The following is a 14,703-nucleotide window of genomic DNA, read 5'->3' as shown; positions in this document are numbered from 1 at the left end:
CATCAAAGTGTTAAATAGAGGTCTTTGATTAAGTTTAGAGGCAAAATCCAAAGCTTTATAATTTTTTTTTAATCTTTAAAATCTGTGGCAAAAAGCAAACCAACCAGATTTAAGGAGGTTTGATTTGTTTATGAAAAGGGTATGAGTGGCTGTTTTAGCACGCAGATTTGGCAGATTGAGCAGATTTTATTTGATTTTGGATTGAGAAAGAGAAAAATAATCCGCTTAATCTGCCAAATCTGCGTGAGTCAAATGAACATAAAAAAGCGAACCAAACAAATTTAAAGATGTTTGATTCGTTTTGGATTAAAAGGTATAACAGGCGATTTTCGTATAATGTTTTAGCACGCAGATTTGGCAGATGGAGCAGATTTTATTTGATTTCGGATTGAGGAAAGAGAAAAAGAATCCGCTTAATTTGCCAAATCTGTGTGAGCCAAAAGAACATAAAAAAAAAACGAATCAAACAGATTAGAAAATCTCGTTTGATTCGTTTAGAATGAAGTATAGAAAAATTATACTAATTGTTTCAATGCAATTTCAAAAGCAGTTGCGCTGATATTTGTTTTAGATTGACTTAAAGCATGCGCTTTTACAATCGCATTTTTTATAATATCTGAAGTATCATTGAAGATCGCCTCATCTGTCATTTGAACTTTTTTCTCCATGAAGTAAGCAAAAACTCTTGCCATTCCACAGTTTGAAATAAAATCAGGAATCAAACTTACTTTGCTGTCTACTTGCTCCATAATTGAACCGAAGAAAATTTCTTTGTCAGCAAAAGGTACATTCGCTCCACAAGAAATAACTTCTAATCCGTTTGCAATTAAACCGTCAATCTGAGCTTGAGTTACCAATCTAGAAGCAGCACAAGGAGTGAAGATTTCCGCACCAATTGTCCATATTTTAGAGTTGATTTCTTCAAAAGGAATCATGTTTTCAGCTACCAGTTTGTTACCGTCTTTGTTTAAGAACAAACTTCTGATTTCTTCAAAAGAAAAACCTTCTTCTTTGATTAATCCTCCGTCACGATCAATAATTCCGATTACTTTAGCTCCCATTTCTGCTAAGTAAAAAGCAGCTGCAGAACCAACATTTCCAAATCCTTGAACGATTGCTTTTTTGCCTTTTACATCACCACCGTATGTAGTGTAAAAATGACGAACTGCTTCAGCAACACCATAACCGGTGATCATGTCAGCAACAGTATATTTACGAGTAACATCAGGTGAGAATTTAGGATTCTCAATTACTTTAATAACACCTTGACGTAATTGACCAATTCTATTGATTTTATCAGCTTCGGTTGGTTTGAAGTGTCCGTTGAAAACACCTTCCTGCGGATGCCATACACCACATTCTTCTGTCATTGGGATTACTTCATGGATTTCATCAACATTTAAATCTCCACCAGTACCGTAGTAACTTTTTAATAAAGGCGAAACGGCTTTGTACCAACGTTGTAAAACTCCTTTTTTGCGAGGATCGTTAGGATCAAAGTTAATTCCGGATTTAGCACCACCAATTGCAGGGCCCGAAACGGAGAATTTAACTTCCATGGTTTTGGCTAATGATAAAACTTCATTCATGTCTAAGCCCTTTCTCATTCTTGTTCCTCCACCTGCGGCTCCTCCACGAAGTGAATTAATTACTGTCCAACCTTCTGCCTCTGTTTCAGAATCTTTCCAGTTAAAAACAATTTCAGGTTCTTTATTTTCAAATTGTTGTAATAAATCTTTCATTTTGTTGTCGTATGTTTATTTTGCGTAAAAGTATAAAATAGAATAATGCGAATAATGTATTTGGAGGCAATTTTATTTAAACAAAACAAGAAAGCCGAAAACGATGTAGTTTCCGGCTTTAAAATGGTATAAAAACTTAGAAATTTTTATTTCCCAAGTAAGTTGTTCTTTAAGGTTTCATCAACTGGTTTGTCAGAAAGCCAGATTCCGAAGAATGCTTTTTTGAAATCAAATCCAGGGATTTTTCCTTTCAAGACTTCATTTTTGTATACATTTATGGTTTGGTCAAATGGATTGTAAGCCAATATAAAAACATCTTTTTCAGTAATAACATCACTTAAAAGTTTTTTGAAATCCTCAATTCTTGGTCGTAATTCTTCGAAATTGTTCCCTGCTGATTTTTCAAAACCGGCATTCATTGCTTTAGTAAGTTTGTTGGAAGAAACCAATGAAGAAGTAATTTCTATTCGGATCGCCATTTCGGTGTCACTGTCAATAATGAATTTTGGATCCTGACTCAATTGAGATAAATATAAGGCTTGTACGTAAACTTCCGTCCACATTTTTGATCTTCCGCCTGCACCATTAAGTTGCAAAGATTTATTTTGAAAGTCTATTTTTCTTGGTACTGTAACACCATTAACATCTAACTGAGACTGGGCAGAAACAGTAGAAAATTGTAAACTTAAAAGTAATGTTAATGCTAGTAAAATCTTTTTCATACGCTATCAATAATTTAATTTTTGAGGGCAAAAATAACGTAATTTATAATTTTTGGCTATTTATGACGAATATTTTTTTTAAGGAAATTTATTTTACTGTATTTGTAGGGGATTCAAAATCAAAATAGTAAGACTTGTTTTACGTTGAGATAGGCGTTTTTACTGGGTTTGTGTTTTTGAGATTATAATAATTTAAGATTTTTGGAAAATGCCTTTTTTGATCCATACTTTAATTCTTAATTTTTGAAGAAAATGTTGAAAAAATGGGATAAGGAGGTTTAAAATTTAATATTTTTACGAAATCGTTATCGTGAATTGCGATAATATCTTAAAAAGATATGCATGCATTGTTAATTCGTATTTAAAAATTATCTTTGGAAGCCTTTCTTTGAGAAAAAAGCAATTAAATAAAAACACAAACAATACCACCTAAACTGATGATTTGAATTTGGTTTAGTAAAAAGAATAAGAAAAAAACAAAAAAACAAGACTATGGATTTCAATCTTACCGAAGAACACTTAATGATTCAACAAGCTGCAAGAGATTTTGCTCAGAACGAATTGTTGCCGGGTGTTATCGAACGTGACGAAAAACAAATTTTTCCGACAGAGCAAATAAAAAAAATGGGACAATTGGGTTTCATGGGAATGATGGTTGATCCGAAATACGGAGGAAGTGGTTTAGATGCTATTTCTTATGTAATCGCGATGGAAGAGATTTCTAAAGTTGATGCATCCGCTTCTGTAGTAATGTCAGTAAACAATTCATTAGTTTGCTGGGGATTGCAGGAGTTTGGTACGGAAGAGCAAAAACAAAAATATTTACCGGGTTTAGCCTCAGGTGAAATTCACGGTGCTTTTTGTTTAAGTGAGCCGGAAGCCGGTAGTGATGCAACTTCACAAAAAACTACAGCTATTGATATGGGAGACCATTATCTGGTAAACGGAACAAAAAACTGGATCACAAACGGAAACACTGCTTCTGTATATTTGGTAATTGCTCAGACAAATACTGAGTTGAAACACAAAGGAATCAACGCTTTGATTATGACCAAAGACATGCCGGGGTTTTCAATTGGTCCAAAAGAGCAAAAAATGGGAATCCGTGGTTCTGATACACACTCATTAATGTTTAGTGATGTAAAAGTTCCTAAAGAAAACAGAATTGGTGAAGATGGTTTCGGATTTAAATTTGCTATGAAAACGTTAGCCGGTGGTCGTATCGGTATTGCTTCTCAAGCTTTGGGTATTGCTTCAGGTGCTTACGAACTGGCTTTAAAATATTCAAAAGAACGCAAAGCTTTCGGAACAGAAATCTGTAACCATCAGGCAATTGCTTTTAAATTGGCAGATATGGCGGTGAATATTGAAGCGGCTCGTCATTTGTGTATGAAAGCAGCCTGGGACAAAGATCAGCATAAAAACTATGATGTAAGTGGTGCTATGGCTAAACTTTTTGCTTCGCAAGTGGCAATGGATACCGCTGTTGAAGCCGTTCAGATTCATGGTGGAAACGGTTATGTGAAAGAATATCACGTAGAACGTTTTATGCGTGATGCTAAGATTACCCAGATCTATGAAGGAACTTCAGAAATTCAGAAAATAGTAATTTCGAGAGCCGTTATCGCAGGATAATTTTTCGTAAATTAATTCATATAAAAAACCCTTTTGAAGTTCAGGCTTCAAAAGGGTTTTGTTTTTGAGGAAAAAATTTAACTACATTTACAATACTAGAATTTGTTGATTATGTATGAAGAATTAAAATATTGGTATTTGCGAGATCATAAATTGTTCCGAACTTTGAGCTTTGGACAGATCAAACAATTGTGTATTATCACCGGTTTTAAAAAAGCTTCCAAGGGAGAAATTATTTATTTTTCTTCATCAGAAGTGCCCCGTATTTTTTTACTTAAAAAAGGAACCATCAAAATTGTTGCGGTTGATGAAGAAGGAAACGAAACGATAAAAGACATTATCCAGAAAGGAGATTTGTTTGGGGAGTTAACTTTAGAAACAGATGATAAAGACAACGAATATGCAAAAGTACTTTCTGATGATGTTGCCATTTGCAGTTTCCTGCTTTCGGATTTCGAAGATTTATTATTGAGAAATCCAAACTTGGCACTTTCCTATACTAAGTTTGTTGGTTTAAAAATGAAACGCATCAAAAACAGTTATGCCAATTTAATTTCAAAAGATGCGAAAACAAGACTGTATCAGTTTTTAAAAGACTGGGCAGAAAAAGAAGGCGTTGTTGACGGTAAATCGGTCGCGATCGAAAATTATCTGACCCAAAGTGATATTGCTCAGATTATCTGTACTTCAAGACAAACTGCCACGCAATTACTCAATGAGATGGAAACCAATCATCTTTTAAGTTATACCCGAAAAGAGATTATTATACAGGATATTACACAATTATAGATTATTTTACCTCAAGTGTAAATTAGCTGACATTTTGCTTTTTCATTCTTAAGTAGTTTTACATCATCATAAAAGATGAAAAACTATGGAACTAATGAAGAAAACACTTTTTATTCTATTCGTAACGTTTAGTACTATCGCTAGTGCACAAAATACAGTTGCAAACACAGCAACCGATATTTCGCCCTTATTGATTGGAGAGAAAATTCCAAACCAAACTTTAAAATCAGCAGATAACAAAGACGTTCGTCTTTCTGATTTAGTTGGAAAAAAGAAAACCGTTTTGGTTTTTTACCGTGGAGGCTGGTGCCCTTACTGTAATCTGCATTTAGCTAATCTGGCTCAGATAGAAGATCAGGTTTTAGCCGAAGGATATCAGGTTATTGCAGTAAGTCCTGATTCTGCCGAGAATCTGAAAATTACCGAAGGAAAAGATAAAGTAAAATATACTTTGCTGTCTGACTCAAAAGGAGAATTAAGTAGTGCATTCGGAATTTCTTACAAAGCTCCGCAAAACTATAAATCAGTTATTAACGTACATTCTAATGGGGTGAACAAGGACTTTTTGCCTGTTCCATCTGTTTTTGTTGTAGATACTGAAGGTGTTATTTTATTCGAATACATCTCTCCGGACTACAAAAACAGGATATCATCGGAATTATTACTTTCAGTTTTAAAAAACCTAAAATAAAATAAGATGAAAAAGTTAATTGTATTACTATTAGTTTTTACTTCGATTTCCTCTTTTTCACAAGAAGAAGCAAAACGAGTTTCTCAGTATAATTTAGAAAAAAAAGTAGCGATTCAAGGCTATGATCCTGTAGCTTACTTTGTGCAAAAAAAAGCGTTAAAGGGTAACAATGATTTCGTAACTTCATATATGGGAGTTGTGTATAAGTTTATCTCGGCAGCGAATAAAGATCTTTTTATAAAAAATCCTGCTGTTTATGAGCCTCAGTTTGGTGGTTGGTGTGCTTATGCAATGGGAAGTGATGGGGATAAAGTGGATATAAATCCTGAAACTTTTAAAATCTCAAACGGAAAATTGTATTTGTTTTACAACGCTTATTTTAACAATACACTAAAAAGTTGGAACAAAGACGAGGCCAATTTGAAAGCTAAGGCTGAAGTTAACTGGAAAAAAGTATATAAATAGAGAGCTCATGAAAACGGAACAAATTGCCTGGATTTTACGAATAATTGCTTCGGCTATTTTATTGCAAACCTTATATTTTAAGTTTACTGCTGCGCCCGAAAGTGTGTATATTTTCTCGACTTTGGGAATTGAACCTTACGGAAGAATCGGATCCGGAATTGCCGAACTGATTGTTGCAATCTTAATTTTAATTCCTAAAACAACGTGGCTTGGAGCTTTAGGCGGATGTGGCGTTATGACAGGTGCTGTTTTTTCGCATTTATTTGTTTTAGGAATTGAAGTAAAAGGAGATGGAGGTTTTCTTTTTTCTCTTGCTCTGATTACATTGTTATGTTGCCTGATATTGCTTTATCAAAATAGAAATATAATTATTAACCTTTTAAAAACGAAATAATTATGCTACTAAAATCAATCAACCACAGTTTAGAAGAGTTGACAAATTTGTTGACTCAATTATCAGATCAGTCCTACTCCAAACCTTGCGAGGCGCTAAGCAACTCAAGTATAGGTGAGCATACCCGTCATATCCTCGAAATGTTTCAATGCCTTGAAAATAGCTACGATTCCGGGATTTTGAATTATGATAATCGAGAACGAAATAAAAGAATCCAAACCGAAATAGAATTTGCAAAACAGTCTATTCTGGATGTTAAATCCGGTTTAAGAAAAGAGAACAAAATACTCTACTTAGAACAAATGATTGATGGATTGGTGTTCCGAATTCAAAGTAATTATTACAGAGAATTGCTATACAATTTAGAACATTGTATTCACCATCAGGCTTTGATTAAAGTGGCCGTTTTACCAATTGAGGATATTTTACTGGATGAAAATTTTGGTGTAGCGCGTTCTACCATAGCCTATAGAAATCAATGTGTACAGTAAGTTTTGTATCTCATAACGGAACGGTTATTATAACATCTAATCGGGATGAGCAAGTGATTCGGCCAAGTGCAATTCCACCCAGAACTTATACCTGTAACGGCAAAAATGTGATGTACCCGAAAGACCCGAAAGCCGGTGGAACTTGGTTTGTAGTAGATGCCAAGGGAACTGTTTTAGTACTTTTAAACGGAGGAATCACCAAGCATAAAAATCAGTTTTTATATCGAAAGAGCCGAGGGTTAATTGCATTGGATGTTATTTGCAGTGATTCTCCCAAGGATTTTTGGCAAGAGATCAATCTGGAGGATATAGAGCCCTTTACCTTGGTGTTGTATCAGGAAAAAAAGCTATACGAATTGATCTGGGATGGGATAACCAAAAGAAGGACCCAATTAGATGAAAATCAAAATCACATATGGTCGTCCGTAACCTTGTATTCTGATTCGATCCGGCAGAAACGATCGGGTTGGTTTTTTGATTTTTTAAGAGGAAGAGAAGAAATTTCAACCGCAGATATGCTCGAATTTCACCGGAATACAGAAGACGATGATTCTGAAAATGGTTTGGTGATAAATAGAGAGAATACTTTAAAAACATTAAGTATTACTCAGGTTCTTATAGAGCAGAACAAAGGCGTTATAGCCTATCATGACTTAGTCGACGATAAGCAATTTTCTAACACATTTATTAGTATTTAAAGATGTCTAATATGAAATTATTCTATCATAAAATCACAAATTGGGAGTATTGGCCATTTCAGGTGATATACATCCCCATTTATTTTCTTTGGGGCTTCTATGCAATCAAGGCACGATCTGTTTTTTTCTTTAGTGCATCAAATCCAAATATTAGAAATGGAGGATTTATCATGGACAGTAAAAAACAGATTTATGATTTGCTTCCCAATAGGTATTATCCTAAAACGATGCTGGTAAAAGAGAATACCGATTTGGAGAAAATTGTTGCTGAGGTTGTCGAAAAAGGAATTTACTTTCCCTTTATAGCGAAGCCGGATATTGGTTTACGTGGTTCGGGGGTAAAAAAAATATACACTGTTTCGGAGTTGAAAAAGTATGTAGAAAAAGCCAATTTCGACTTTTTACTGCAAGATTTGATTTTGTTTGAAAATGAAGTAGGAATCTTTTATGTTCGTCATCCGGACGAAAAAGAAGGTAAAATTACCGGAATTGTTTCTAAAGAATTTTTAATTGTAATTGGAGATGGAGTTTCTACCATTGAAGATTTAATTCGCCAAACGCCAAGGTTTGAATTGCAATTGGAAGCTTTGCAGGAAGAATATGGCGATTTGTTACAGCATACTTTGGCAAATGGTGAATCCTTAAATTTAGTCCCATTTGGGAATCATGCCCGCGGAGCCAAATTTTTAGATGGCAGTCATTGGATTACACCCCAATTAACGGAGACTATGAATAAAATTTGTGCGGAGATTCCCGAGTTTTATTTTGGAAGATTTGATATTATGTACAACACTTTTGAAGAGCTGGAAAGAGGCGAGAATTTTCAAATTGTCGAATTAAATGGTGCGGCAAGTGAGCCAACTCATATTTATGACCCGAAACATTCTATTTGGTTTGCCTGGAAAGAACTCGCACGTCACATTACTTATATGTATGAGATAAGTGCTGCTAATCATAAAAGAGGTTTTGACTATTTACCTCATAAAGACGGTATGGAACAATACCGTTTGCATCAGGTTCAAAACAGTAAAATTCTAAATTTTTAAGGATGTTAAAGAGGGCGCAAAATATGGCTGTCGGATTTCTGGTAAGTTTTATCGGGTCAATTCCATTGGGCTACCTCAATCTGGCTGGTTTGGAAATCTATTCCAAATCAGGGCTCGATAATCTGATTTTGTTTTTGTTCGGTGTCGTTTTTGTAGAAACTTTTGTGATTTATTTTACACTGCTTTTCGCAAAACGATTGGTAGAAAACAGAAAACTGATGAAAATTATTGATTTTTTTGCAGTTGGTTTTATGTTTGTTCTGGCTTATTTGTTTTACGCCAATTCAAAACAAACTTCCGGAGTGAATAACAATTTGAATCAATATTTAATGTACTCCCCATTTGTAATTGGAGTTATCTTAAACTGTTTTAATTTTTTACAGTTACCCTTCTGGACCAGTTGGAATTTGTATTTAGTGAATGCAAAATTTATCACTACGGAAAAGAAGTTAAAATATTATTATATTGCAGGAACTTTGGTAGGTGTGTTTTTAGGAATGTTAAGTTTGATTTTAATTTTACAGACTGTTTTTCAAAAAGCAAATCCATTTTCAAAGTATGTAATGCCTGTTTTTATTCCGTTGTTTTTTATTGTTCTGGGAGGTATTCAGGTATTTAAAGTGTACAAAAAATATTTTAAATCAACCGCTTTGGAATTCTAGCTTCTAAAGCTAAAATTCTATTCATGAAAAAACTGTATTTTCTTCTTCTTCCATTTGTTTTGCTTTCTTGTAAATCTACTAATGCAACTGTAGCCAATACAGCTTCAAAACCAACTGAGACTGGCTATAAGGTCAATCAGACCGATGTTTCGGATTTCTTGAAATATCTTTCTTCTGACGAATTAGAAGGCCGTGATACCGGAACGGAAGGAATTAACAAAGCAGCTGTTTTTCTGGAAGACTTTTTAAAGAAAAACAATGTAAAGCCCTATTTTAAAACCTATCGCGATACATTGACGAATTTTGATTCGCCGGCTTTTAATATTGTTGGAGTTCTGGAAGGTACTGATCCTGAACTTAAAAAAGAGTTTGTGGTTTTGAGTGCTCATTATGATCACATCGGTATCGATAAAAGCAAACAAGGAGACAATATAAACAATGGAGCAAACGATGATGCTTCGGGAGTAACTGCTGTAGCCGAAATGGCAAAGTATTTCAGTAAAACGAAATCTAATAAACGCAGTATTCTTATCGTGTTTTTTGCCGGAGAAGAAAAAGGATTGTTAGGGTCTAAAAGTTTAGTGCAAAAACTAAAAGTGCAAAACTTCAATTTGTATGCCCAGTTAAATATCGAGATGATCGGTGTGCCAATGAAAAGAGATTATTTGGCTTACATTACCGGTTTTGATAAATCGAATATGGCTCAAAAAATAAATGAGTATACAGGTAAAAAAACAATTGGTTTCCTTCCAAAAGAAGCTGAATATGAATTGTTTTACAGATCTGATAACTACTCGTTTTATGACGTTTTCAAGAAGCCTTGTCAGTCCATAAGTACTTTCGATTTTGAGAATTTTGAGTTTTATCATCACCCTTCAGATGAATTCAAAGCGATGGATATTCCACACATGACTGCCTTTATACAAGAATTTCTTCCTGCCGTAACTAAAATTACCGATTCTAAAACACAAGAAATTACCATGACTAAATAACCCTTCTTTTTAAGGGTTTTGCTTATTTTTGCTTCATGAAAAATATTATTATAACAGGAACGAGTAGAGGTATCGGTTATGAATTGGCTTTGCAGTTTGCAAATGCCGGTAACAAGGTATTGGCTATTTCCAGAAAAGTACCCAAGGCACTTCTGGAGCATGAAAATGTAACGTGTTTATCAGTCGATTTATCAAACGAGTCAGAATTATATAAAGTGGAAGATTTTCTTTCATCAACCTGGAAGAAAGTGGATGCTTTGGTACATAACGCAGGTGCTTTGTTGCTAAAGCCTTTCGCAGAAACCACACAAGCAGATTTTGAAAGTATCTATAAGGTGAATGTTTTTGCAGTAGCAAATCTTACCCGAATTTGTTTGCCTTTTCTTGGGAAGGGAAGCCACGTCGTAACCATTAGTTCGATTGGTGGTGTTCGCGGTAGTTTGAAATTCGCAGGTCTGGCTGCTTATAGTTCCAGTAAAGGTGCAGTAATTACGTTGACAGAGTTATTGGCGGAAGAGTATAAAGAACAAGGGATTTCATTTAACGTATTGGCGTTAGGCTCTGTTCAGACTGAAATGTTACAAGAAGCTTTCCCGGGATATCAGGCACCAATTTCAGCAGAAGGAATGGCCACTTATATTTATGATTTTACCCTAAACGGAAATAAATACTTTAACGGAAAAGTTTTAGAAGTTTCTTCAACGAATCCGTAAATAATTATGAGTTATAAGTTATGAATTATGAGTGAAAGCATTGTGAAGGTTAAAAGTTTTGAGTTAGCAATAAGAGGTGTTAATTTTTATAAGTGGTTTGTATCCGAAAGGAAAGAATTTGTTATGAGCAAGCAATTTTTGCGATCTGTTACTTCTGTCGGAGCCAATGTCCGTGAAGCTGTTAATGCACAAAGCAAACCTGATTTTATTCATAAATTATCAATCGCACAAAAAGAATGCGACGAATCTATGTACTGGCTTGAAATCTTAAGAGAAACAGATTACATCTCTTTAGCCGAATTCGATTCAATTCATAAGCAATGTGACGAAGTGCTGAAAATTATTAGAAGTATCATAATTACGTCCAAAAAAAACTTATAGTTAATAAGTTATGAGTGAAAGCATTGTGAAGGTTAAAAGTTTTGAGTTAGCAATAAGAAAGATGGATTCTTGTAAGTGGTTCATATCCGAAAGAAAAGAATTTTGTCATGAGCAAGCAATTTTTACGCTATGTTACTTTTATCGAAGGCAGAATGTACGAGAGGGTGTTAGTGTAAAAAGCGATTTTTTTTTTAAATTATAAATTATCAATCACAAAAAAAGAATATGATGAAGTGCTAAAAATTATTAAGAGCATCAAAATTTCATGCAAGAAAAACTCATAATTCATAACTTATAACTCATAACTAATTTTGAACGAAACTTTAGCCAGATATATACCGGAACATGCTGTAAAGCCTGTTTTTGAATTGATTGTTGCCAATCAGGTTCATCTGAAAATCGTAAATGAGCGTCAAACGCGTCATGGAGATTACAGACGAGGACTGAGTGGTAAACATGAAATCACGGTAAATGCAAGTCTGAATAAGTATCGTTTTTTGATTACGCTGGTTCATGAAATTGCGCATTTGGTCGCCTTTGAAAAGTTTGGACGAAATATAAAACCTCATGGGAATGAATGGAAATATTCGTTTCAACGTTTGATGGTGCCGTTTATTCGTCCCGAAATATTCCCCGGTCATTTGTTGCCGCTGTTAGCAAGGCATTTTAAGAACCCTAGCGCCAGTAGCGATACCGATACTACTTTGTCACTGGCTTTGAAGCAATACGATGCCAGAGACGACAAAAACTATGTTTTTGAGATCCCATACGGAAGTGTTTTCAGAATTAAAAACGGAAAGGTATTTAAAAAACTTGCCGTACGAACCAAACGTTTTGAATGCATCGAGTTAAGTTCCGGAAAAATGTATCTGTTTAATCCAAACGCTGAGGTAGAGTTACTGCCGAGTGGCAATTAAATCCCAATAATTTAAATCCCAAATTCCAAATTTTACGGTTGGAATTTGGGATTTTTGTATTGTCATTTTGTCAATATGATTTAACCTTTAATAAAAGATTGTGGTAAAAAAAACACTTAAAATTGTTCTTGCATTTGTTCTTTCGAATTCCATGTTTAGTCAGCAAACAAGTGATGTTAAACTAAAAGAAGACTCAAATCCTATTATTTATATAGAGGGTTTTGGTGGTCCGTCGGTGGTTAAGAATGTTGGGGTTTCGGGTGGTGTTGAATTGAATTATCAGTCCGGAAAAAGTCTGTTTAGTTTTAGATATACCAATTCGGCTGGCTATACGAGAAAGTCAAATATTGTAATAGTATTTCCTGCCTATTATAAATCAGAGGACAATAGCGAGTATGCCTTGTTATACGGTAGACGCTGGCTAATGGACAATCATTCGTATAGTGTTTCTACCGGAATAAGTTATAACAATTTAGAACTGGCTGTTAAAGATATCGATGGCAATCGTTTCGCGCATTACGAGAATTTTTGGGCTGTTCCCTTTGAGGCAAACTATAAATGGTTCTACAGAAAAAAGAAATCCAAACTAATCTACAATGCCATGATACCAAGTGTAGGTGTTAAACTATTCGGACATATCGGCACCTACAGCTTTGCAGGAGTAGGAGTATCAGTAGGTTTCGGCCTCAGCAAAAAATACTAGAAGTATTAAATTCCAATAAAAAAATCCCAAATTCCAGCTTTTAAGATTGGAATTTGGGATTTATATTTTTTGGAATTTAAAAAGGTTTACCCTTTTAAATAAGCTTCTCTTACTTTTTTGAACAGATTAGACGAGTAAACAAATTTTACGATGTCTTTATTGTCTGTTCTGAAGATTTCTTCTTTTGTTCCCTGCCATGCTTTTAGTCCTTTTTTGAGGAAAACGATGTTCTCTCCAATTTCCATTACCGAGTTCATATCGTGCGTATTGATTACGGTTGTGATATTGTATTCTTCGGTAATTTCTTTAATTAGGTTGTCTATCAAAGTTGAGGTGTTCGGGTCCAGACCTGAGTTTGGTTCGTCACAAAACAAGTATTTAGGATTGTTTACAATTGCACGGGCAATGGCCACACGCTTCTGCATTCCACCCGAAATTTCGGAAGGAAGTTTTTGATGCGCATCAACTAAGTTTACTCTTTCCAGAACAAAATCAACACGTTCTTTAATTTTTGTTTTATTGTCATTGGTGAACATTCTCAAAGGGAACGCCACATTTTCTGCAACAGTCATCGAATCGAATAAAGCACTTCCTTGAAAAACCATTCCAATTTCAGTTCTTAATTCTCTTTTTTCATCCGGATCTAATGCCGAATAAACACGTCCGTCAAATTCGATAGTTCCCGAGTCAGGAGTATGAATTCCTAATAATGTTTTTAATAAAACCGTTTTTCCGGATCCACTTTGTCCAATGATTAAGTTGGTTTTTCCGGTTTCAAAAACGGTCGAAACCCCTTTTAAAACTTTACTGTCACCAAATGATTTTTCTATGTTTTTTACTTCTATCATTATCCTAATAATAATTGAGTTAATATGTAATTAAAAAGAATAATACAAACCGATGTCCATACAAACGATACCGTACTAGCTTTACCAACTTCAAGTGCGCCACCTTTCATATAGTAACCATGAAAAGAAGGGATTGTAGCTAGTAACATGGCAAAAATCAAAGTTTTGATAAAAGCATAAGTAATATGAAAAGGAATAAATTCCATTTGAGCACCTTGAATAAAATCCTGACTGGTCGAAAATCCTCCATAAGCACAAGCTAACCATCCACCAAAAACACCCAAAAACATACTAATTCCGATTACGAAAGGATACATTAATAAGGCTACTATTTTAGGGAAAACAAGATAGTTTAAGGAATTAACCCCCATAACTTCCAACGCATCGATTTGTTCTGTAACACGCATTGTACCAATACTGGAAGTGATGTAAGATCCCATTTTTCCTGCCATAATAACAGAAATAAAAGTAGGAGCAAACTCCAGAATTACGGATTGACGTGTAGCAAAACCAATTAAATATTTTGGAATTAACGGATTAGTTAAATTTAATGCGGTCTGAATGGCAACAACCCCTCCAATAAAGAAAGAGATAAAACATACAATTCCGAGAGAGTCAATAATTAGATCGTCTATTTCTTTGAAGATTAATTTTTTCATTACAGGCCATTTGGTCTGTTTGTTGAAAATTTCTTTCAGCATTAAAAAATATTTTCCTATTTGGGATAAATAACGAATGAGCATCATAGTTTTTACAAATATTGGCTAAATTAAGGATTAGTTTACAGTTTAGAGTTTCAGTTTAGAGTTTTTTA

At 34.5% G+C, this 14,703-nt stretch carries 18 protein-coding genes; 14 read left to right on the top strand and 4 right to left on the bottom strand.

The genetic code is table 11. From position 1 onward, the window contains the following. Positions 1-515: 515 nt before the first annotated feature. Together AB674_RS05175 and AB674_RS05170 are read right to left on the bottom strand one after the other, a co-directional pair. Positions 516-1,742: a Glu/Leu/Phe/Val dehydrogenase dimerization domain-containing protein gene (locus AB674_RS05175; protein WP_047774415.1), complete on the bottom strand. Its 1,227-nt coding sequence runs from the start codon at positions 1,740-1,742 to the stop codon at positions 516-518. A 146-nt stretch (positions 1,743-1,888) separates the two neighbouring features. Next, positions 1,889-2,464, bottom strand: coding sequence for a chalcone isomerase family protein (locus AB674_RS05170; protein ID WP_047774413.1), 576 nt, complete (start codon positions 2,462-2,464; stop codon positions 1,889-1,891). A gap of 492 nt (positions 2,465-2,956) precedes the next feature. On the opposite strand from AB674_RS05170, the gene AB674_RS05165 reads away from it, so the two are divergent. The 14 genes from AB674_RS05165 (at position 2,957) to AB674_RS05100 (ending at position 13,041) form a co-directional block, all read left to right on the top strand. Next, positions 2,957-4,099, top strand: a complete 1,143-nt coding sequence (locus tag AB674_RS05165; RefSeq protein ID WP_047774411.1) for an acyl-CoA dehydrogenase — start codon at positions 2,957-2,959, stop codon at positions 4,097-4,099. Positions 4,100-4,210: 111 nt separating this feature from the next. Next, positions 4,211-4,888: a Crp/Fnr family transcriptional regulator gene (locus AB674_RS05160; RefSeq protein ID WP_047774409.1), complete on the top strand. Its 678-nt coding sequence runs from the start codon at positions 4,211-4,213 to the stop codon at positions 4,886-4,888. 94 nt (positions 4,889-4,982) lie between these two features. Further along, the gene (locus AB674_RS05155) at positions 4,983-5,579 is read left to right on the top strand and encodes a peroxiredoxin-like family protein (RefSeq protein WP_047774514.1); all 597 of its coding nucleotides are present in this window, start codon (positions 4,983-4,985) and stop codon (positions 5,577-5,579) included. A gap of 6 nt (positions 5,580-5,585) precedes the next feature. Beyond that, positions 5,586-6,044: a YHS domain-containing (seleno)protein gene (locus tag AB674_RS05150; protein WP_047774407.1), complete on the top strand. Its 459-nt coding sequence runs from the start codon at positions 5,586-5,588 to the stop codon at positions 6,042-6,044. A gap of 7 nt (positions 6,045-6,051) precedes the next feature. Next, on the top strand, positions 6,052-6,438 hold the full coding sequence (locus tag AB674_RS05145) for a DoxX family protein (RefSeq protein WP_047774406.1): 387 nt from the start codon (positions 6,052-6,054) through the stop codon (positions 6,436-6,438). Between the two features lie 2 nt (positions 6,439-6,440). Then, a complete protein-coding gene (locus AB674_RS05140; RefSeq protein WP_047774404.1) occupies positions 6,441-6,929 on the top strand; it encodes a hypothetical protein in 489 nt (162 codons plus the stop codon). Then, positions 6,917-7,627: an NRDE family protein gene (locus AB674_RS05135; RefSeq protein WP_047774402.1), complete on the top strand. Its 711-nt coding sequence runs from the start codon at positions 6,917-6,919 to the stop codon at positions 7,625-7,627. Before AB674_RS05140 ends, AB674_RS05135 begins: the two co-directional genes overlap by 13 nt. Positions 7,628-7,638: 11 nt before the next feature. Then, positions 7,639-8,673 carry a D-alanine--D-alanine ligase gene (locus AB674_RS05130; protein WP_047774511.1) on the top strand — a complete coding sequence of 345 codons (1,035 nt, stop codon included), beginning with the start codon at positions 7,639-7,641 and terminating at the stop codon, positions 8,671-8,673. A gap of 2 nt (positions 8,674-8,675) precedes the next feature. After that, positions 8,676-9,335, top strand: a complete 660-nt coding sequence (locus AB674_RS05125; RefSeq protein ID WP_047774401.1) for a hypothetical protein — start codon at positions 8,676-8,678, stop codon at positions 9,333-9,335. Positions 9,336-9,358: 23 nt separating this feature from the next. Further along, positions 9,359-10,327, top strand: a complete 969-nt coding sequence (locus tag AB674_RS05120) for a M20/M25/M40 family metallo-hydrolase (protein ID WP_047774399.1) — start codon at positions 9,359-9,361, stop codon at positions 10,325-10,327. A 35-nt stretch (positions 10,328-10,362) separates the two neighbouring features. Further along, positions 10,363-11,040 (top strand): SDR family NAD(P)-dependent oxidoreductase, encoded by a 678-nt coding sequence (locus AB674_RS05115; RefSeq protein ID WP_047774398.1) that lies wholly within the window; start codon positions 10,363-10,365, stop codon positions 11,038-11,040. Between the two features lie 27 nt (positions 11,041-11,067). Further along, complete coding sequence (locus AB674_RS05110; protein ID WP_047774396.1) at positions 11,068-11,421, top strand: four helix bundle protein; 354 nt, start codon at positions 11,068-11,070, stop codon at positions 11,419-11,421. A gap of 311 nt (positions 11,422-11,732) precedes the next feature. Continuing rightward, entirely contained in the window at positions 11,733-12,338 is a 606-nt protein-coding gene (locus AB674_RS05105) for a SprT-like domain-containing protein (RefSeq protein WP_047774395.1), read from the top strand. 100 nt (positions 12,339-12,438) lie between these two features. Then, positions 12,439-13,041, top strand: a complete 603-nt coding sequence (locus tag AB674_RS05100; protein ID WP_047774393.1) for a hypothetical protein — start codon at positions 12,439-12,441, stop codon at positions 13,039-13,041. Between the two features lie 86 nt (positions 13,042-13,127). Here the strand turns inward: AB674_RS05100 and AB674_RS05095 are convergent, their stop codons facing one another. Both AB674_RS05095 and AB674_RS05090 read right to left on the bottom strand, forming a co-directional pair. Further along, positions 13,128-13,889 (bottom strand): ABC transporter ATP-binding protein, encoded by a 762-nt coding sequence (locus tag AB674_RS05095; protein WP_047774391.1) that lies wholly within the window; start codon positions 13,887-13,889, stop codon positions 13,128-13,130. Continuing rightward, positions 13,889-14,635, bottom strand: coding sequence for an MlaE family ABC transporter permease (locus tag AB674_RS05090; protein ID WP_047774390.1), 747 nt, complete (start codon positions 14,633-14,635; stop codon positions 13,889-13,891). The genes AB674_RS05095 and AB674_RS05090 overlap by 1 nt, the downstream gene beginning before the upstream one ends. Between the last annotated feature and the right edge of the window lie 68 nt (positions 14,636-14,703).

This window comes from Flavobacterium sp. ABG (genome assembly GCF_001027725.1).
GTDB lineage: Bacteria > Bacteroidota > Bacteroidia > Flavobacteriales > Flavobacteriaceae > Flavobacterium > Flavobacterium cupriresistens.
This window is presented reverse-complemented; position numbering and strand designations above follow the sequence as displayed.